Raw genomic sequence first — 19373 nt, 5'->3', positions numbered from 1 at the left:
GGATGGTATCAAAAATTGGGAGAAATGGACAATTTATAAATGCCCATTCTAGCGATTAAACCCTATCAATAGATTTTTATAAAATATATAAAAACTATCTTTTGGTTAAATGTTCGACCAAGTAATCAATAAACACGCGTACTGCGGGGAGTAAGCCACGACGTGAGGGATATACCGCATGGAAAATACCATGTGGTGCTTTCCATTCGGGGAGTACACGTACCAACTCACCCGATTTAATATAATCACAGGCAATGGTATCTGGTAAGAGAGCAATACCACAGTTTTGACTGGCCATTTTAGCCAGCATCATTAGATCAGAGCCCATGACCACAGGATTGATTTTAATTTTTTTCTGAAGATTTTGATCATCATGCAAAATCATTTGTTGATCTAGATGCTCATCAACCATACTTAAAATTCGATGTTCAGTTAAATCTTCTGGGGTTTTGAGCATGCCATACTCATTTAGATAGGCTTGACTGGCAAATAAATGCTGTTCGATATTTTCAAATTTTCGCAGTACTAAGCTTGGATCATCATCTAAATTGGCACGAACACGGAGTGCAATATCAATTCCTTCATTGATAATATCCACACGACGATTACTAACCAATAGTTGCACTTTAATTTCAGGATATGTTTTTAAAAAAGCGGGTAAAATTTTTGCCATTTCATTTTGTGCAATAGAAACAGGTAAGCTGACTTTAATAACACCACGAGGTTGTTCACTTAAATGATCAACTAAATCATGTGCAGACTGTGCAGCATTCATCATCACTTGCGCATGACGATAAATATTCATACCAATATCAGTAACGGCAAAGTGTCTGGAACTTCGTTGAATAAGTCGTACACCTAAGTTTTCTTCTAAATGATAGACGCGGCGACTTAATTTGGATTTTGGAATATCGGTTGCTCGCTCTGCAGCACTAAATCCACCGTGTTCAACAACCAGTGCAAAGCAGTAAAAATCATCTAAATCGGTGAGCATAAAAACATTCCATTAATGCAACAAGCCCGCATTGTAAAGATACTTTGTTGTATTTTGTCAATTTAGATCTTGTTTTATTGTTTCAAGTACCTGATAGCAAGATCTGTTGCACATGTTTGTATTCTTCTAATCTTAATAAATCATTTGCAGATGGCTGTGGAATACGAGTTAAATCCATATTATCAGCAATATCCACCAGTTTAACGGCACGTGCAATGGGGTTCTTTACTGCTCTATATGCTGCTTCAACTCGAGATTCATCATCTTTTTTAGTCAGTGCTTGAATTGCCTCAATGACTTCTTGGCTAAAACCCAGTGAAATTAGATCAACCACAGTAGTATCTGTATCTTCTAAAATATCATGCAGCACAGCAACAATTTGCTGTTCAGGTGTTTTCATTTTGAGCATCAGTCGAAGTGGATGAAAAATATAGGGCTGATTACCTTTGTCCACCTGTCCTGCATGTTTTTGTGCAGCTAAAGCAATTGCTTTTTCAATTATTGAGATCATTTTTGTCTTCTTTATAAAAATTATTACTTTAAAGAAATTTAAACCAGTATTTAAATTTTTTTGACTCGTTTAAAATATCCTTTTATTTTGTTCCAAAGAATATGTCTTTTCAACTAATTCAACTTGAAAAAAATCAAGTAAATGTAACATGCCCTTATTGTCAGCAAGATGTTCTTGATTGGTCTCAAGAACAATATATTCAACCATGTGCACATACTTTGTTTATTGCTATGGATTTGGGCTTTGAATACATTTCAGATGCGTATGAGGCGAGTATGCAACGAACAGTAGATGAAATTCATGCGCATGATGATGAAAGCATGAATATCTGGCATGAGATTTCGCAAGCTAGTTTTCCTGATTACGTAATTTATCAGGCAGATTTAGGTGTAGAAGGAATGTATCGCTACATTGGTTTGACAGCAACGGCAATGAGCTAAATTCATAAGTGATATTTAAGAACGGATAAACTCAGTCTGCGATTGATAAAGCTGAACTTCAGTTTCTAGTCAGCCTAGAAATTTCTAATAATGATGACTGCTGTTGTTTAGCATAAAACTAATAAAATTTTGATACCTTCATTTTTGCAGTTGAAGTGATGATGAGTTCGCTCGTATTAAGTTGGACGGTCATTGACTGTAAATCAATTAATTCAGAAGAAACTTGCTGATATGCAAACTGAAATTGTGTTGGGCTTGCAAATTGCTTTACGTTTTGGTCGCATGAAAGATGAAGATATTGCTTCTGTAGACGGCACATCTTTAATTAAGCGTAATAATTGTGGTAAAGCATTAAATATTGCATGTGAGATGATGGACGGCAATGGAATTAGTGATGAATTTGGTGTGGCACGATATCTTGTAATCTTGAAGTTGTGAATACTTACGAAGGAATAGATGATGTACATGCGCTGATTTTAGGATGAGCACAAACTGGAATCGCTGCGTTTTGTAATTAATTCCTGATCAATTAAATTTTAATAAAATGCTTTTGATAAGCATCTTATTAATGTGCTGATTTTCCTCGACTGAGAGGGGAAATATGTAGGTATGGCAGATAAATTGAGATTCACATTGAAATATTATATAAAATATCAATAAGTTAGTATAGTTATTGATAATGATCAGTAATTCAAAAATTTATAAATGTGTATGAATTCGTAATGGCTCTTTATAAGAAAATAGGAAGTTTATGTAGGCAGGATGCCTACTTAGAAATGATGCTGTAACTATTCTTTATTTTTTAAAGGATTATTAAGTAGAAAGTTGCTGAATATTAAACCATAAAAAAGAACATGCGATTGCATGTTCTTTTTAGGAGGAAAGAGTCTTTTGATTAGAAGTTATATTCCATACCTAAGCCAAACACAGTTTTTTTGTTATCATCCGTTTGCCAATCGCGTTTTTGCTGAGCAAGAACGCCGTAAAATCGTGCTTGTTTATTAAAGTTATAATCCACACCAACACCGTATTGGTCAAGGGTACGGTCATCACCTGTCCATTCAGTTTTAGCTGATTGGTATTGTCCTTTAACAGTCCATGGCGTATTCATAATATTATAAGTTGCTTGGAGAATCCAAGCTTGTTCTTTAAGTGAAGCAACACGTGCGTCAAGTTTAGCGGCAGTTAAATCAGCAGCTGAAGGAGAGTTAGATGGTTCAGCATGCTGGAACAATGCACCTAAAACTAAACCATTAATACCGGCTTTGCTTAGGTCTAGAGAACCTGTAACACGATAAGCATCAGATTCAATATCTTTTAAACTGAGAGCATTGTAAGCACCAGGTATAGCAAAATTTCCAGAAAGTGCAGTCGCCAAACCATAATCTTTGTTTTCATAAGTCAGTGATGTTGAAACACCGCTGAAACTATCACGTTTTTTGGTCGAATATACAGATGAGTTATTCTCACCCGTTTGTGCCATAAGATTGAACTGTAAACCTGGAATGAGCAGATTTTTATCAGTTTCAAAACCAATTACGTTTTTTAGACGTTCTTCACCATACATGGTTTTAGTAATATCAAGATTGGTATCATCATTGAAAATATCTTGGTATTTACCAGCAGATGTTTTGAAATATGAATCGTATTGTCCAGCTTTTAATGTACCAATGTCTTTAAATTTAAGACCTAAAAAGCGATTTCGAGCACTTAAATCTGTATCAGAACCAGAGCCATCTGTAGAAATTGCCCATTCTGCTTGGTATACAACACCCATATTGTCAGTTAGTTTTTCTTCACCCTTAACCCCAATACGTGAAGCGTTTGAATTTAATTGAGTTTCATCAGTTCCTTTAAAGTCTTTATTATCCACTTGGTTTAAAGACACATTGAGCTTACCATACAATGTTGGCGCTGCTTGCGCTGCGCTTAAGCCGAATGATGCAACTGCTGCAGCGAGTAGCACTTTTTTCATTGAGATTTCTCCAAAACTTGTTCAAAAATGGCGTCTGCCTGTTTTACTCTTTTTATTTAGTAAGCGTCTGGTACAAAAAATTACAGATGCTTACTAACTTGCATGCAGTATCTGTAAAATTTGTTACAAATGGGTGAAGAGTAAATGACAGTTTTATTACGCTTTGATAATTGAAAAAATTAGAGAAAATAAAATACAAAAAAATGAGGCATGAGCCTCATTTTTATCAGTTTAAAAAATTAAAGTAGCGCTTTAATTTTTTCCGCTAATGCTTTAATTTTTTCTTGATCACCCATTTCAACTGCATGTCGACCCAGTTCATGGACTGAACTTGGAATAAGATGAAAATGCACATGTGGAACTGTTTGACCCGCAGCAGTACCTGAAAGTTGCATTAAGACAATGCCTTTGGCATCCAAGGCTGTTTCAATTGCTTTGGCAATTTTTTGCACTATTTGGATGGTATAGGCAGCAGATTCTGGTGGTAAATCTAATAAAGTGACAGCAGGTGTTTTCGGAATAACTAAAGTGTGTCCTTCGGCTTGCGGCATAATATCCATAAATGCAAGCACTTGATCATCTTCATATACTTTAATAGCTGGAAGTTCGTTGCGTAAAATTCGAGCAAATATATTTTGATCATCATAAGCCATAGTAAGTTCCTTGATGGTTTTTAAAGTCATTATTTACAGTTCAACTCTTTCTGACGCGCTTTGATTTCGTCAAGTTTTTGTTGTTCTTTTTCCGAAAATTTAGGTTTGCTGGTAAAACAGTTTTCATTACCAAACTTAGCCTTTGCATCAGGGTCTTTAAAGCAAAAACCTTTAGAAGCATAGATCACGTTATAGTCATCTTGTAGCTTTTGGCATTCTTGAGCAGCATCGGCAGCATAAGCTTGAGTGCCAACAAACATCGATAGCATGGAAATAATTGCAATAGAACACTTTTTCATAAGAATCCTTCAAATGACATTTTAAATTGTCTGAGTATTACATTGATTATATGGGGTGTGGCGTGATATTCAATGTTTAAAAATCACTCTAATGTAATTTTACTCCACGATTCATACATTTTTATTGCAGTAGAAAAATCACTATTTGGTTCAGCTAAGTCATTAGCGACTTGAATTAAACTTTGTGTGAGTCCTATGACAGGTGCAGAAATTCGAGCTTCACGAACTAAATCAACAGCAATTCCAGTATCTTTGGCCAGTAGTGGGAGGGCAAAAGTTAAAGGAAAGCTACGATTAAATACACGTTGTGGCAATACACTTTCAGTTACACCGCTTTTACCACTCGATGCATTAATACAATCCAGTGCTTCAGTAAGGTTTACACCATGTGCTTTTAAGGTGGTAAATCCTTCTGCTGCTGCACATAAATGTACCGCCATCATCATGTTATTCACTGCTTTAACTGCAAAACCAGTACCAGATTGCCCCACATGTTTAACGATTTTACCCATAGTTTGCATGACAGGAACCGCTTGAGCAAAGGCTTTGGCATTCCCACCCACCATAAAGGTTAAAGTTGCATTTTCAGCCCCAATAGTTTGACCGCTCACAGGTGCATCTAAAAAGTTGATACCTTGTTGTAAAAGTCGTGCTGATTGTGCACGAGCAGATTCGGGGACACCACTGGTACAATCTACCCAGATAGAACCTGATTTAAGTTGGACTTGCGCTAGAATCTCATCGACTTGTTGGCTAGTGGGTAAACAGGAAAAAATAATATCAGCTTGAACTGCCTGTTGCAGCTCGACTGCTAAGGTTCCAAACTCAGTTGCATGTTGTTGTGCTTTTTCGAAATTTCGATTCCAAACATAAACAGTATCGAAATGTTGTGGTAAATGCGCCGCCATGCGGTAACCCATTGCGCCTAAGCCTATAAATGCAACTGATTGAATCATGATTCATTTTCCCTATATTTTCGGTTACAACCATATTTCTATAATTTGGTTGAACGTTGATCTAACCATTGGGACAGGACAGGCCAAAATTCATCGGCACTTTTTTGGCTCGACATCAAGCCTAAGTGTCCTCCTGGAATGAGAGTAAACGTGACATCGTGGCTATTTGTCAATTCACTTAAAGGCTTAACTGCATCTGCTGTGACCATTTGATCGCTGCGACCTGCACCAATAAAAAGTGCACAATCAATTTTTTTAAGCTCAATTTTTTTATCTTTTAATTGGATCATCCCTTGCTTGAGTGGGTTTTGAAGCCAAACATTAAAAAGCATATCTTGATTTACGCCACCGGGGTAGTCGACCATATGATTAAGAAAATTACCTAAAGTGGCATGTTCATGTAGTAACTGTTGATCATCTAAGTTTAGTAATAGTTGTTTATGACCTTCATACCATCCTTTGGGGTCTAAGACTTTAAAGCCAATTGCATTGAGTAAACCTGGTGTATGTAAAAATTGTTTTGGAATAAAGCCTGAATAAATCGCTTGTTTAATTTTTTTATTTTGGGATAAGTAATAGTTAATTCGGCGATACAATTTACCGATTCCACCAGAAGCATAGCTGTCGATTGGGCTCGCCAGTACCATTAAATTTTTGACATAATTCGGTTGATGTAGCGCGGTATATAATAGAACAAAAATTCCAGCCATACTCCAGCCATGGAGTGAAATTTGATTGCTATTAGAGTGCTGTCGAATTTTATTGATACAGTAGGGAATTGCTTCATCAATGAAATTCAGAAAATTTAAAAAACGATCTTTATAATTGAGTTTGCCCCAATCAATTAAATATACATCAAAGCCTTGATCACCAAAATATTTGACTAAAGAGCGATAAGGGTAGAGATCATAAATGGCCATATTAATGGCCAATGGAGCAACAAAAACAAGCGGTTCTTTATATTTTCTATCAGGAGAAGCATAGTAGCGTACACGTGTTTGCTTGTATTCTGCAACCACGTCATAGGGGGTGCTTTGGGAGAGAACGAGAGATTTTCCATTAAAAATACGGGTTGAAAGATTTTTAAATTTGAGAGAACGATCCTGTACTTTCTTTTTGAGTTGTTCCATACGCAATTTTAGTCTCATTTTTATGCAAGTTTGTTCGAAGTCTAAGCGATATTTTTACATTATACCTTGACCTTAAATACACTAGACGCTCAAAATGTTGGCAATTCTTCGCAAAGGCAGTTTTCGGACTGAGCAATAAAATGAGCCAACAAGACGACATCGAATATCAACTTGATACTTTGGCAATTCGCACTGGTCATACCCGTAGTTTTGAAGGTGAGCATAGTGAGCCAATTTTCCTCACTTCATCTTTTGTCTATGAAAATGCAGCAGAAGCAGCGGCTAAATTCTCGGGTGCGGAATCTGGCAACATTTATTCTCGTTTTACCAATCCAACAGTCGCAATGTTTGAAAAACGTTTAGCTGCATTAGAAGGCGGTGAGCGTGCTGTTGCGACGAGTTCGGGTATGGCTGCGATTATGGCTGTGGCAATGTCATACTTAAAAACTGGTGATCATGTGATTTGTTCACGTGCTGTCTTTGGTTCAACAGTTGCTTTGTTTGAAAAATATGTGGTGAAATTTGGTGTCGCGGTTGATTTTGTCGATTTAACTGACTTAGATGCATGGAAAAATGCAGTACGTCCTGAAACAAAATTACTATTTGTCGAATCACCATCAAACCCATTGGCTGAAATTGCAGATATTCAGGCTTTAGCTGACCTTGCGCATGCAAATGATGCGTTATTAGCGATTGATAACAGTTTTTGTACACCAATCTTGCAACAGCCCCTTAAGTTGGGTGCTGACCTTGTCGTATATTCAGCCACTAAATATTTAGATGGGCAGGGGCGTGCTTTGGGTGGTGCTGTTGTCGGTAAGCATCAATTACTTGAAGAAGTTTTTGCTTATGTACGAACCACTGGGCCTTCAATGAGCCCATTTAATGCATGGGTATTCTTAAAAGGTTTAGAAACTTTAAGTTTACGCATGAAAGCACATTCAAGTAGTGCGCAAAAAATAGCGGAATGGTTAGCAGTTCATCCAAAGGTTAAAAAAGTCTATTTTGCGGGTTTGTCTGATCATGTAGGTCATGCATTGGCGGCAAAACAACAAGCTGGGTTTGGAGGTATTGTCTCTTTTGAAGTCAAAGGTGAGCGAGAAAGTGCTTGGAAAGTGATTGATAATACAAAATTTATATCAATTACAGGTAATTTAGGTGATGTAAAATCGACAATTACTCACCCAGCAACGACAACTCACGGTAAACTACCCGCGGAAGCAAAACTTGCTGCAGGTATTGGTGAAGGATTAATTCGCTTGTCTGTTGGTTTAGAAGATGTGGATGATATTATTGCTGATATCAAACGCGGTTTAGATTTAATTTAAATATTTTGATTGAAAATTAATTTTGTTCGGAGAATTTTATGAACATTAATATGCTCATGCAGCAAGCTCAACGTATGCAAAAAGACATGGAAAGCAATGTTAAAAAGGCCAAAGAAGAGCTGGCTCAAACTGAAGTGCATGCTGAAGCTGGCGGTGGCTTAGTTAAAGTGACAATGACTTGCCGTAATGTGGTGAAACGTATCGAGATTAATCCTGAATTACTTCAAGATGATGCTGATATGATTGAAGATTTAATTGCTGCAGCAATGAATGATGCGGCACGCCAAGTTGAAGTGATTTCTGAAGAGAAATTAAATGGTGCTAAATCTGGTATGGGTTTACCACCAGGTCTTTCAGGTTTATTTTAAACCACTAAAATATTCTAAGGATACGATTTGTGTTTAGTGATCGTTTTGATCAACTTGTTCAAGCGTTAAGAATATTGCCAAGCGTGGGGCCAAAATCGGCTCAACGCATGGCTTTACATATGATCATGAAAAATAGACAGGGTGCAATTGGTTTGGCGCATGCGTTAAACGAAGCAACATCTTATATTCATGAATGTACAATGTGTCATTCTTTAACTGAAAATGAAGTTTGTGATATTTGCCTGTCTACAGAGCGTGATGAGCATTTGCTGTGCGTGGTTGAATCACCTGCGGATGTCATGGCGATTGAACAAAGTGGAAGTTTTCGAGGAAAATATCACGTACTAGGGGGGCATTTATCGCCTTTAGATGGGATTGGACCCGAAGAAATAGGCATTCCTTATTTAATTCAGCGTTTAGCTCAAGGAACCGTTGAAGAAGTGATTTTAGCCACCAATGCCACGGTTGAAGGTCAGGCAACGGCTCATTATTTAGTTGAAGCCACTAAGCATCTTCATCTTCAGATGACTCGAATTGCACAAGGTGTACCGCAAGGTGGAGAGTTGGAGTATGTCGATAGCCATACTTTAAGCCAAGCAGTACATAATCGAATGCGGATGAAATAAGCACGCGTGTGTGCTTATTTTAACTGTAATAAATGCTTGTGCTATTGAGACAGTAAAGTGTTTATTTAATTAAGTTGAGCAAGTCATTGTATTTATTAAAATGATCAAAATAGAAAAGTAAAAAAGATTAATTTAAAAAAATAAAAGCTTTTATGATGAGGAGATTGATTGAAACGTTTATATTTAATTTTTATAGATGAAACTAACGTATAATTTATATTTAAATGTAGTCGTTTGAATCGTATAAACATGTTCCAATTTATCAATCAACAGTCTGATCTTGAAAATGTGTTGCAACACATGAAGCAAAGCTCAATTTATGGGTTAGATACAGAATTTATTAAAGTCGATACATTTTGGCCGAAATTAGGCGTCTTTCAAATTAATGTTGATGATCAAGTGTTTCTTCTGGATGGGACAGCACTTGATTTGACAGGATTTTGGAAACAGTTATTTCAAGCGCAACAAAATATCTTTCATGCGTGTAGTGAAGATATTGATTTAATTTATCATTACGCAGATCATTCTAGTTTGGACAATGTCTTTGATACTCAAGTTGCTATGTCATTTTTAGGTCATGGTTTACAGGTAAGTTATCAAAATGCATTAAAACAAATGCTGGATATCGATATTGATAAAGATCAGACCCGCTCAGATTGGTTGGCTCGTCCGCTTTCGGCTGAGCAAATGAGTTATGCAGCCAATGATGTACTGTACATTACGCAATTGGCGCAGAAGCTTAAAACAGAATTAGAAGCCAAGCAGTTATATCATTGTGTATTAGAAGATTGTAATAATTTAACTTTTGAAATTTCACTCAAAGATAAGCTATATCTAGATATCGCTAACTATCGCCATTCGCGTAAACAATTGATGCAATTACAGCAATTGAGTGTATGGCGAGAAGAAATGGTGAAGGCGCTAAACCAGCCACGTAGTTTTCTGCTGAAAAATTCAAGTATTTATGATTTGGTTGAAAAAAACCCTAAAAATAATTTTCAGTTAGCACAAGTGAAAGACATCCGTCCAAATATTGTGCGTGAGCACGGCAAAACGATTTTAGATTTACTTAAATTTTTGCCTGAAAGTGAAGAGTGGCCATTACGAATGGCAAGACCAATTCGGCACTCATCTAAAGGTGTGACACAAGCAGTCGATACTTTTATTGATTTGGTTGTGCAAGAATCTCAAGTGCCTAAAGAGGTACTGATGCGTAAGAAATGGTTAAATTCATTGTATCAACATGTGGTTTTTCATGGTGATGAGCAAGATTTACCACGCTACTTATTGGGTTGGCGTTATGACATTCTTACGCGGCCATTGCTTGAGTTACTGCATAAAGATAAAGAATACCTTTCTACTCAAATGACAGTCACTGAGTAAGTCAATTAATATTTTTTCAAACTGTTTAAACTTCTAGCAATTGAATCGGAAATACGACTGATGCGTTAACAAAGGCTAATGTATCTGTCGTTTTTTTCATGTATGCTGTCAGCTGAGTTTTGTAAGCGCTGTTGAAAAAAATGCATTGTGATATTTATAAATCGAGCAAAAAAGATGAAATGTATCTTTATGTGGCTCGTCCAAACCATCCTCATCAAGAAGAGGGTGTAGATCCATTAAGTGTTTTATCTGAAGCTTTGCGGTCTGCTTTTGGTCGTGCAACTTTTGTGATGCATCTAGAGCTAAGCGAATCAAAAAAATTGGCACGTGTTAGCGTATTGCATGTGATTGATTCATTACAAACCAAAGGCTTCTTTATTCAAGTGCCGCCTGAAGGGTTAATTAATCCAAATGCGGTTGAACCAGAGGGATTACGTGGTGCGTGAAGATCAATCAGGAATATGGACAAACTTTTTAGCATTGCTGGATTCAATTCCTGAAGATAGTATTGCCATTGCTGTTTATGTTCTTGGTGTATTGATTATTCTCTGGTGTTGGTATGCGATTTCAAAACGGTTGCCAACGCCGCTTGGTGGTATTACGTGGATTATCGTATTTGCGGTTATCGCAACCCCAACCATTTCTGAGGGACCAAATTCTGAGGTTGCGCCTGCAATCTTTGGCTTACTTTTTGGTATTTTAACCAAAGATACGCCATTAATTTGGTCAAACTCCGCTCTTATTACTTTTGTTATTGGGCTAGGTTTAATCATTGGTTATTTGTGGTCAAAATACAAAATCAATAAAAATATAGCCAATAGCAGCACTTTAGCAAAAAATATTTCACCACTTTAAATAAAAAATAAAGGTTAATTATGTCTGTTAATTCTCAACAATTTACAGGTACAGCACAGTACATCGCCACCGATAGTTTAAAACTTGCTGTAAAAGCAGCTCGTGCTTTGCAAAAACCATTGTTAATCAAAGGTGAGCCGGGTACAGGTAAAACCTTACTTGCTGAGCAGGTTGCAGAAAGTTTAGGTCTCAAACTGATTACATGGCACATTAAGTCGACGACTAAAGCGCAACAAGGGTTGTATGAGTATGATGCCGTCTCACGTTTGCGTGATAGCCAACTCGGTGATGATCGTGTTTATGATATTAAAAACTATATCAAACCAGGTAAATTGTGGGATGCATTTACCAGTGAGGAACGCTGCGTTTTATTGATTGATGAAATTGATAAAGCAGATATTGAGTTCCCGAATGACTTGTTGCATGAACTGGATAAAATGTCATTTTTTGTTTATGAAACGGGTGAAACAATTACGGCAACTCAACGTCCAATTGTGATTATTACATCCAATAATGAAAAAGAACTTCCAGATGCATTTTTGCGCCGTTGTTTCTTTCATTATATTGAATTTCCAGATGAAGCAACTATGCGTGAAATTATTGCAGTACATTTCCCACAAATTTCATCAACATTGGTCAGCGAGGCATTACAAGTCTTCTTTAAATTGCGTCAAGTCCCAGGTTTAAAGAAACCACCATCCACCTCTGAGCTAATTGATTGGTTAAGTTTGTTGATGGCAGATGATATGCCAGAAGATGTTTTACGGAATCAGGATAAATCTAAAGCTATTCCGCCACTGTATGGTGCACTTATTAAAAATGAACAAGATGTGCAATTGTTAGAACGTTTAGCCTTTATGTCACGTCGCTAAGAGGTAATCGCCAAATGTTTGTGCGATTATTTTATACGCTCAGAAAATACGGTGTACCCGTATCAACTCGTGAATTGATTGATTTAAACCAAGCAATTAGTGCGGGCTTGGTGTTTGCAGATCAAGATGATTTTTATCAGCTTGTAAAAACAGTCATGGTTAAAGATGAAAGATTCTTTGATAAATTTGATCGTGCTATGAAAGACTATTTCGAAGGCATTCATACCTTCGACTTAGATGATTTGTTGAAGAAGGTTCACCAACTCCCTAAAGATTGGTTCGATCTAGAATTATTGGAAAAGCATCTCACACCTGAACAGCGCGAAGAATTGAAAAAAGCTGGCTCGCTTGAAGAATTGATGAAAATGTTGGAGGAGCGTTTACGCGAACAACATAAAAAACATCAAGGTGGCAATCGCATGATTGGTACAGGTGGAACTTCACCTTTTGGCGCTTTCGGGGATCATCCTGAGGGTGTGCGTATTGGTGGGCCGGGTCGTAAGCGCTCTGCTGTGAAAGTTTGGGAGCAGCGTAAATATCAAAATCTAGATGATGATCAGATTTTGGGTACTCGACAAATGCAAATGGCATTACGTCGTTTACGTAAGTTTGCTCGTCAGGGTGCAGCTGAAGAACTTGATATTAATAGCACGATTTATGAAACAGCAAAGCAAGGTATTTTAGATGTACAGATGGTGCCTGAACGTCGTAATCGTATTAAAGTACTGATGTTGTTTGATGTCGGTGGATCTATGGATTCACATATAGCACAATGTGAAAAATTATTTAGTGCAGCGAAGACTGAATTTAAAACTCTAGATTATTTTTATTTCCATAATTGTTTATATGATTATGTTTGGAAAGATAATCATCGTCGCTCATCCTCTAAAATGAATACTTGGGATTTACTCAATACCTATGGCAAAGACTACCGTGTCATCGTTGTGGGTGATGCGAGTATGGCACCTTATGAATTGAAGTCGGTCGGTGGCTCAGTTGAGTATATGAATGATGAGGCTGGTGAGGTTTGGTTGCGTCGTTTGCGTAATCATTTTGAAAAAACAGCTTGGCTTAATCCTGAAGAACAAAATTATTGGCATTACACGCAGACTATTGGTTTAATAAAACAAATCTTTGAAGATCATATGTACCCAATGACCTTAAAAGGCATTGAAGATATGACTAAATATTTAGCAAGATAAACTCAACCAATATATTGGTTTTAGTATGGGGAATCGAATTGGATTATCAAATTAATGGTATCGCACTACCTAATGAAGATGGTTTTTTTGGTGAGTACGGCGGCCAATTTATTCCACCGCATTTAAAGGTTGCGATGGATGAAATTAATGCTGCTTACGAAGAAATTCGTCATACCTCTGAGTTTAAGGATGAGTTGGCTGACTTATTTGCCAATTATGTGGGTCGTCCAAGTCCTTTGTTTCATGCAAAACGCTTATCTAATCAATTGGGTGGTGCACAGATTTATTTAAAGCGTGAGGATTTAAACCACACTGGTGCGCATAAAATTAATCACTGTTTGGGTGAGGCACTACTTGCCAAGTACATGGGTAAGAGTAAAGTCATTGCAGAAACGGGTGCAGGGCAACATGGAGTCGCGTTGGCAACGGCCTGTGCTTTAGTTGGTATTCCCTGTGAAATTCATATGGGGCAAGTGGATATTGAAAAAGAGCATCCTAATGTCGTTAAAATGAAAATTTTAGGTGCAAAACTTGTTTCAGTAACACGTGGTACAGCAACCTTGAAAGACGCTGTAGATAGCGCATTTGAAGAATATTTGAAAGATCCACAAAACTTTATTTATGCGATCGGCTCAGTGGTTGGGCCACATCCCTTCCCAAAAATGGTTCGTGATTTTCAAGCCATTATAGGTGATGAAATCAAGATTCAGAGTAATGCACGTTTTAGTCGTCATCCTGATTATATTGTAGCGTGTGTAGGTGGTGGTTCTAATGCTATGGGTGCTTTCACTGCATTTTTAAATGAAGCTGATGTGAAGCTTGTGGGTGTAGAGCCTGCGGGACATGGTCTAGATACAGATATGCACTCAGCCACCTTAACACTAGGTAAGCCAAGCCAATTGCATGGTATGGCGTGTTACGTGCTTGAGGATAAGCTGGGTGAGCCATTACCTGTGCACTCAATTGCATCTGGTTTGGATTATCCAGGGGTAGGGCCACAGCATAGCTTCTTAAAAGATTTGGGTCGTGTTGAGTATTCAACAGCCACAGATCAAGAATGTTTAGATGCTTTCATGATTTTATCTCGCGTAGAAGGAATCGTACCCGCTTTAGAGAGTTCTCATGCGGTAGCGTGGGCTTTACGTGAAGCACCTAAGATGTCAAAAGAGATTAATATCGTTGTAAATTTATCAGGGCGTGGTGATAAAGATGCAGATTATGTGGCTGAAAAATTAGGCTTGAACTAACAAAGATATTCGCTAAAGCTTTTTTAAAGCCTGAAATTAATAAAAAAACCTCTCAATCCGAGAGGTTTTTTATTTTGAATAAATTTAACCTGAGATATACTGTTGTAATTGTTCAATTAATTTTCGCTGGTCTTCCATTGTTGCTTTAACTAAATCACCAATAGAAATAAAGCCGATCAAGAATCCTTCTTCTAGGACAGGTAAGTGACGTAGATGTCGATTAGTCATAAGCTCTAAACATTCCTCCACAGTATTGCTGCGTGTTACTGAAATTACTTTGCTGGTCATGATTTCAGCAACAGTAGTATGGTCGGAAGTCCGTTGCATTAATGCAATTTTACGAGTGTAATCGCGTTCTGAAAGAATACCTACCACTTTAGAATCTTCTGAAACTACGACTGCACCAATACCCTTATTGGCCATAAGGGTGATTGCTTCAAGTACTGTAGCTGATGGTGCAATGGTATAAATTTCTTGACCTAATTTATTGTGAATCACTTGTGCAACTGTGGTCATATTCTTGTTCCTCTATTCATTTTATATTGAATCTTATACGCCTTTAAGTTAGCTCTATTTTCAAAGAATGCAAATACTTTCCAGTCATAAAAATATAATTTTATCACTCATCTATATCTTTAAAACAAAATGATGACAGTTATTTGAATTGTAGATCCTGTGCTTAACAATATTATATTTATTGGATTGTTATTTTAAAGATAATTAAAATAGATAGGAGTGGCGTAGATTTTAGCTATATGGTTGTAGCAGGGTAAAATTACTCAAGTTTTTTTGCTGGTAATGTGATCTATTCTCTAACTTAGATCACATGGATTGTAAGATTTATATAATTTGGGGTTGGTGATTTAATTATGAATATGATTTGTTAAAGAGTAGTACGAAAAAACGCCACCTAGGTGACGTTTAATTAAGCTTGCATCGTGGCCATTTTTTGCCAATATTGTGCTTTCATTGAATCACGTTCTACACGGAAACCTTGAAAATAAAGTTCTGCTAAAAACATTGCTGCTTTACCATGTCCAGCGCGCGCTGCTTCTTCTAACTGTTGTACTGCACCTACAAAAATCATTTCAGATTGAATTGTGTTTACAGCACTTGCATATACATGCTCTAAGTCATGATGGGAAAATTGTTGAATCATATAAAACTCCTTATTGTAATTATGATTGCTACATCTAACTAACGACCAATTTGGTCTTCTTACTACTTTAACTAAGTTATATTAAACTAATATTACAAATTACTTAATTTGTCAACTAATATGTCTAATACACGAGGCTGGTATTCGATAATTCAAGATTACACGATTAAACAATAATCAGAAATAATTTTTATTAAAATCAATATGAGAAAATATGAAAAAAGGAGAACAAAAATGACAAACACAATTGATGGGTTTAACTTTGAACTACCTTTGGCTGAGTCTCAAATTATCGCTTTGGCTCAATTCCATCGTAAACAACTTGATGAAGCAATTTATCATCAAGAAATACACCTAGGTGACTTTTGTCTTGCACAACGAAAACGCGTGTATGACTATACCAGACTTTTAGAGCCTATGCAAAAAAAAGCTTTTTATCAGGCTTATGATGGTGAGCTGAAGCGTTTAGCTGATGATGATGATTTACATCCAATGTATGCTGAAAGTGGTTTAAGTGTTTTTGCTGTTTTTTTAGCATTAGCAATTATTGCAATTATTTTATATTTTGCAGTAATTCGTGCATTAGTCAGCTAGTGCATATAAATCGATATAAAATAACCTGACTAGTCGTGATTTATTCAGCTGGTCAGGTAATCAAAGCTTTCACTTTTTGTTGAGCAATATTAAACTACGTGCAATTCGAGGTAGTTCATGCTCATTTCTAAAGATCAGTTTTTAAAATTTAAATCTCAGTTCAAGTTGGAAGATTTGCTCAATATAGTAGTTGTACTAGTGATTTTAAGCATTATTTTTTGTGCCGTTTTGGCATTAAAGCGCCCGATTGAATCACAGAAATATGACAAAGTTCGACTTCTCACTGAACAACAACAATATCCTTCAACCCAAAAAATGGCTAATTATTTAATTTTGCAAGACAATATTGCTGCATCAGATTATTTTAGATTAATGTGGGCACATTACGCAGAATCATCCAAAATAAAAGAATATCCAGCTATGGCACAAGATGATGCAGAGCAAGTTAATTAATTTACTTGAATAATGATAAAGCCAAGATGCATTAATAACGTGGGTTAAAAATTCATTCAGAGATCATAGCCTTAAATACAATTTTGAACGCATATTCTAAAAGTGTCATTACAGCGTGAATTGCTTGGATTCTATGTTAGAATTATTCCTTTGAGCTATGCTTTTCAAGGATTCGGCATGCAACAAGAGCACAATAAATTTTTGATTGATGCGGATATCGGTGATGACGATATCACTTTACCTAGTTTACCAGCCGTTGATGTGCCTATTGTTGAAACTCAAAGCATAGAAAGCCGAGAAAAAGAAATTGTAGCTGCTGTACAGAATATAAATCCAATAGTTAAAAATGAAGACCTAGCTCAAGAGAAAGAAAAAGGTGGTTTCTTTAGCCGAATGAAAGAAGGTTTGAGCAAATCACGCAAAAATCTTGCAGATGGTATGGTCAATATCTTGATTGGTGGTAAAGAGATTGATGATGAATTGCTTGAAGAAGTCGAAGAACAATTGCTTGTTGCTGATATTGGGGTAGAAGCAACTAAAACGATTATTACGAATTTAACCGAGCGTACTGCACGTGGTGATTTGATTTACTCCCATTCACTATATAAAGCACTGCAAGAAGAATTGGTTGCTTTACTTGCACCACGAGTAAAACCTTTACATATCGATCCTAATAAAACTCCATTTGTAATTTTGGTGGTCGGTGTCAATGGTGTGGGTAAAACCACGACAATTGGTAAATTAGCCAAGCGTTTACAAGGTGAAGGCAAGAAAGTAATGTTGGCGGCTGGGGATACCTTTCGTGCTGCTGCAACAGAACAATTAGAAATTTGGGGTGAGCGTAATAATATCTCGGTTGTAGCACAAGGTCATGGTGCTGATAGTGCATCGGTGATTTTTGATGCATTTGAAAGTGCGCGTGCCAAAGGTATTGATGTTCTTATTGCAGATACTGCCGGTCGTTTGCACAATAAGAGCCATTTAATGGAAGAGCTCAAAAAAGTAAAACGTGTGATGCAAAAAATTGATGCAACTGCACCGCATGAAATCATGCTAGTGGTCGATGCGGGGACAGGCCAGAATGCAATTAACCAAGTTGAAATGTTTGACGAAGCTGTTGGTTTAACGGGCTTAACTATTACTAAACTTGATGGTACTGCTAAAGGTGGGGTACTATTTAATATTGCAAGTCGTACCCATGTACCAATTCGTTTTATTGGGGTGGGTGAGAAGATTGATGATTTACGTCCATTCTCTGCAAAATCATTCGTTGCCGCTTTATTTGAAACTGATAAATAATAATTAAATAATATATGTGGTACATTTCACATAAACTCCGCTAAGTGCGGAGTTTGTTGTTTTTAAATATCTATTTGATTTAAAAAGAAACATAAGAAAATATTAAGTTAAGTATAACTGTAAATATAAAGTTAAAATACCTACAAAATGTATGCCTTTAGGCAACTAAGTTGGGAATATAAAATGGCATTATTTACAAAATTAAGTCAGGTGCTTACGACTGATATATCAACAGATTTCATGTTTAAAAAAAAGAATACTGAAGTTGCAGAATATAGTTTGCTTGAGGATATGTACAAGCGACGTAGTTATTATGAATTAAGCAATCGTGTTATTCAAAGTCGTGAGTATTTAACAGATTTAATTAAAGAAGCGGTGTATTGTTGTCCCTCTGTACTTAATTCACCGAGCGTGCGTGTAGCGATTTTATTTGAAGATACACATTATCAATTTTGGCAATTAGTGAAAGAAGTTCAGCGTAAACAAGTGCCTGTGCATATTTATGATAGTGTAGCACTTAAAATAGACCGCTGTGCGGCAGCCTATGGCACAGTTTTGTTTTTTGAAGATCAAGAGGTTATTAAAACACTGCAAAAGCAGAAACCATTACAAGCAGAGGAATTTAAGCGCTGGTCAGAACAAACCTCTGGAATGGCGCAGTTTGCAGTGTGGACGGCATTATCAAGTACAGAGTTAGGTGCTTCATTGCATCATTATAATCCTACGATCAATGCAGAGGTGACTAAATTTTTGCAACTGCCTGAAAGTTGGGAGCTTAAAGCACAATTGATTTTTGGTTCTATATTAGCCGCACCGAAACCGAAGGAACGACAAGATGATGCTGTGTTATTTCGTGTGTTTTTCTAATAGAACACGTATTATTGTGAATGCTTATTTTTAAAAAATTCAATAATATTAATTTAGTATGGGTTATTTGAGAGTGTGGGCTATAATATAAGCTTATTGTTCTAAAATTAGAACACTTTGTTATTCTTATAGGGCTGACCTTCATTTAAAGAATACATAAAC

23 protein-coding genes and 1 pseudogene are annotated in these 19373 nt (G+C 36.7%); 15 read left to right on the top strand and 9 right to left on the bottom strand.

What is annotated here, in order from left to right; translation table 11 throughout:
• Window positions 1–94: 94 nt before the first annotated feature.
• Window positions 95–994 carry a LysR family transcriptional regulator gene (locus B9T27_RS06690; RefSeq protein ID WP_086206071.1) on the bottom strand — a complete coding sequence of 300 codons (900 nt, stop codon included), beginning with the start codon at window positions 992–994 and terminating at the stop codon, window positions 95–97.
• An 82-nt stretch (window positions 995–1076) separates the two neighbouring features.
• Window positions 1077–1502 carry an HD domain-containing protein gene (locus tag B9T27_RS06685; RefSeq protein WP_086206257.1) on the bottom strand — a complete coding sequence of 142 codons (426 nt, stop codon included), beginning with the start codon at window positions 1500–1502 and terminating at the stop codon, window positions 1077–1079.
• Between the two features lie 104 nt (window positions 1503–1606).
• On the opposite strand from B9T27_RS06685, the gene B9T27_RS06680 reads away from it, so the two are divergent.
• Both B9T27_RS06680 and B9T27_RS06675 read left to right on the top strand, forming a co-directional pair.
• Window positions 1607–1945, top strand: a complete 339-nt coding sequence (locus B9T27_RS06680; RefSeq protein WP_086206070.1) for a hypothetical protein — start codon at window positions 1607–1609, stop codon at window positions 1943–1945.
• 183 nt (window positions 1946–2128) lie between these two features.
• Window positions 2129–2430 (top strand): annotated as a pseudogene (locus B9T27_RS06675) (acyl-CoA dehydrogenase family protein); the annotation flags it as partial.
• A 410-nt stretch (window positions 2431–2840) separates the two neighbouring features.
• On the opposite strand, the gene B9T27_RS06670 reads toward B9T27_RS06675, so the two are convergent.
• The 5 genes from B9T27_RS06670 to B9T27_RS06650 all read right to left on the bottom strand — a co-directional run bounded on the left by B9T27_RS06670 (window position 2841) and on the right by B9T27_RS06650 (window position 6958).
• Window positions 2841–3920 carry a porin gene (locus B9T27_RS06670; RefSeq protein ID WP_086206069.1) on the bottom strand — a complete coding sequence of 360 codons (1080 nt, stop codon included), beginning with the start codon at window positions 3918–3920 and terminating at the stop codon, window positions 2841–2843.
• A 239-nt stretch (window positions 3921–4159) separates the two neighbouring features.
• Window positions 4160–4573 (bottom strand): HIT family protein, encoded by a 414-nt coding sequence (locus B9T27_RS06665; protein ID WP_086206256.1) that lies wholly within the window; start codon window positions 4571–4573, stop codon window positions 4160–4162.
• Between the two features lie 29 nt (window positions 4574–4602).
• A complete protein-coding gene (locus B9T27_RS06660; protein ID WP_416224393.1) occupies window positions 4603–4842 on the bottom strand; it encodes a YARHG domain-containing protein in 240 nt (79 codons plus the stop codon).
• Between the two features lie 113 nt (window positions 4843–4955).
• Window positions 4956–5828, bottom strand: a complete 873-nt coding sequence (locus B9T27_RS06655) for an NAD(P)-dependent oxidoreductase (protein WP_086206067.1) — start codon at window positions 5826–5828, stop codon at window positions 4956–4958.
• 38 nt (window positions 5829–5866) lie between these two features.
• Window positions 5867–6958 carry an alpha/beta fold hydrolase gene (locus B9T27_RS06650; protein WP_086206066.1) on the bottom strand — a complete coding sequence of 364 codons (1092 nt, stop codon included), beginning with the start codon at window positions 6956–6958 and terminating at the stop codon, window positions 5867–5869.
• A 140-nt stretch (window positions 6959–7098) separates the two neighbouring features.
• Between B9T27_RS06650 and B9T27_RS06645 the strand changes: the two genes are divergently transcribed.
• From B9T27_RS06645 to trpB, 9 genes are all read left to right on the top strand, one after another.
• Window positions 7099–8286, top strand: a complete 1188-nt coding sequence (locus tag B9T27_RS06645; protein WP_086206065.1) for an O-succinylhomoserine sulfhydrylase — start codon at window positions 7099–7101, stop codon at window positions 8284–8286.
• Window positions 8287–8324: 38 nt separating this feature from the next.
• Window positions 8325–8654: a YbaB/EbfC family nucleoid-associated protein gene (locus B9T27_RS06640; RefSeq protein ID WP_086203876.1), complete on the top strand. Its 330-nt coding sequence runs from the start codon at window positions 8325–8327 to the stop codon at window positions 8652–8654.
• A 29-nt stretch (window positions 8655–8683) separates the two neighbouring features.
• Complete coding sequence (recR, locus tag B9T27_RS06635; protein WP_086206064.1) at window positions 8684–9280, top strand: recombination mediator RecR; 597 nt, start codon at window positions 8684–8686, stop codon at window positions 9278–9280.
• Between the two features lie 249 nt (window positions 9281–9529).
• Window positions 9530–10663, top strand: a complete 1134-nt coding sequence (locus B9T27_RS06630) for a ribonuclease D (RefSeq protein WP_086206063.1) — start codon at window positions 9530–9532, stop codon at window positions 10661–10663.
• Window positions 10664–10803: 140 nt separating this feature from the next.
• The gene (locus B9T27_RS06625; RefSeq protein WP_086206062.1) at window positions 10804–11109 is read left to right on the top strand and encodes a YcgL domain-containing protein; all 306 of its coding nucleotides are present in this window, start codon (window positions 10804–10806) and stop codon (window positions 11107–11109) included.
• Complete coding sequence (locus B9T27_RS06620) at window positions 11075–11518, top strand: hypothetical protein (protein ID WP_228146159.1); 444 nt, start codon at window positions 11075–11077, stop codon at window positions 11516–11518. The genes B9T27_RS06625 and B9T27_RS06620 overlap by 35 nt, the downstream gene beginning before the upstream one ends.
• Before the next feature lie 20 nt (window positions 11519–11538).
• Window positions 11539–12390 carry an AAA family ATPase gene (locus tag B9T27_RS06615; RefSeq protein WP_086206060.1) on the top strand — a complete coding sequence of 284 codons (852 nt, stop codon included), beginning with the start codon at window positions 11539–11541 and terminating at the stop codon, window positions 12388–12390.
• A gap of 14 nt (window positions 12391–12404) precedes the next feature.
• Complete coding sequence (locus B9T27_RS06610) at window positions 12405–13592, top strand: vWA domain-containing protein (RefSeq protein WP_086206059.1); 1188 nt, start codon at window positions 12405–12407, stop codon at window positions 13590–13592.
• A gap of 38 nt (window positions 13593–13630) precedes the next feature.
• Window positions 13631–14839 (top strand): tryptophan synthase subunit beta, encoded by a 1209-nt coding sequence (trpB, locus tag B9T27_RS06605; protein WP_086206058.1) that lies wholly within the window; start codon window positions 13631–13633, stop codon window positions 14837–14839.
• Window positions 14840–14923: 84 nt separating this feature from the next.
• Here trpB and B9T27_RS06600 read toward each other — a convergent pair whose 3' ends face one another.
• Window positions 14924–15355, bottom strand: a complete 432-nt coding sequence (locus B9T27_RS06600) for a CBS domain-containing protein (RefSeq protein WP_086206057.1) — start codon at window positions 15353–15355, stop codon at window positions 14924–14926.
• 409 nt (window positions 15356–15764) lie between these two features.
• On the bottom strand, window positions 15765–15998 hold the full coding sequence (locus B9T27_RS06595; protein WP_086206056.1) for a hypothetical protein: 234 nt from the start codon (window positions 15996–15998) through the stop codon (window positions 15765–15767).
• Window positions 15999–16232: 234 nt separating this feature from the next.
• Here B9T27_RS06595 and B9T27_RS06590 point away from each other — a divergent pair, with 234 nt between their 5' ends.
• From B9T27_RS06590 to B9T27_RS06575, 4 genes are all read left to right on the top strand, one after another.
• A complete protein-coding gene (locus tag B9T27_RS06590; RefSeq protein ID WP_086206055.1) occupies window positions 16233–16592 on the top strand; it encodes a hypothetical protein in 360 nt (119 codons plus the stop codon).
• 117 nt (window positions 16593–16709) lie between these two features.
• Window positions 16710–17045: a hypothetical protein gene (locus tag B9T27_RS06585; protein WP_086206054.1), complete on the top strand. Its 336-nt coding sequence runs from the start codon at window positions 16710–16712 to the stop codon at window positions 17043–17045.
• Between the two features lie 177 nt (window positions 17046–17222).
• The gene (gene ftsY, locus B9T27_RS06580; protein ID WP_086206053.1) at window positions 17223–18344 is read left to right on the top strand and encodes a signal recognition particle-docking protein FtsY; all 1122 of its coding nucleotides are present in this window, start codon (window positions 17223–17225) and stop codon (window positions 18342–18344) included.
• A gap of 183 nt (window positions 18345–18527) precedes the next feature.
• Complete coding sequence (locus tag B9T27_RS06575; RefSeq protein WP_171263352.1) at window positions 18528–19211, top strand: nitroreductase family protein; 684 nt, start codon at window positions 18528–18530, stop codon at window positions 19209–19211.
• The last annotated feature ends 162 nt before the right edge of the window (window positions 19212–19373 follow it).

Source organism: Acinetobacter sp. ANC 4648 (assembly GCF_002135345.1).
GTDB lineage: Bacteria > Pseudomonadota > Gammaproteobacteria > Pseudomonadales > Moraxellaceae > Acinetobacter.
This window is presented reverse-complemented; position numbering and strand designations above follow the sequence as displayed.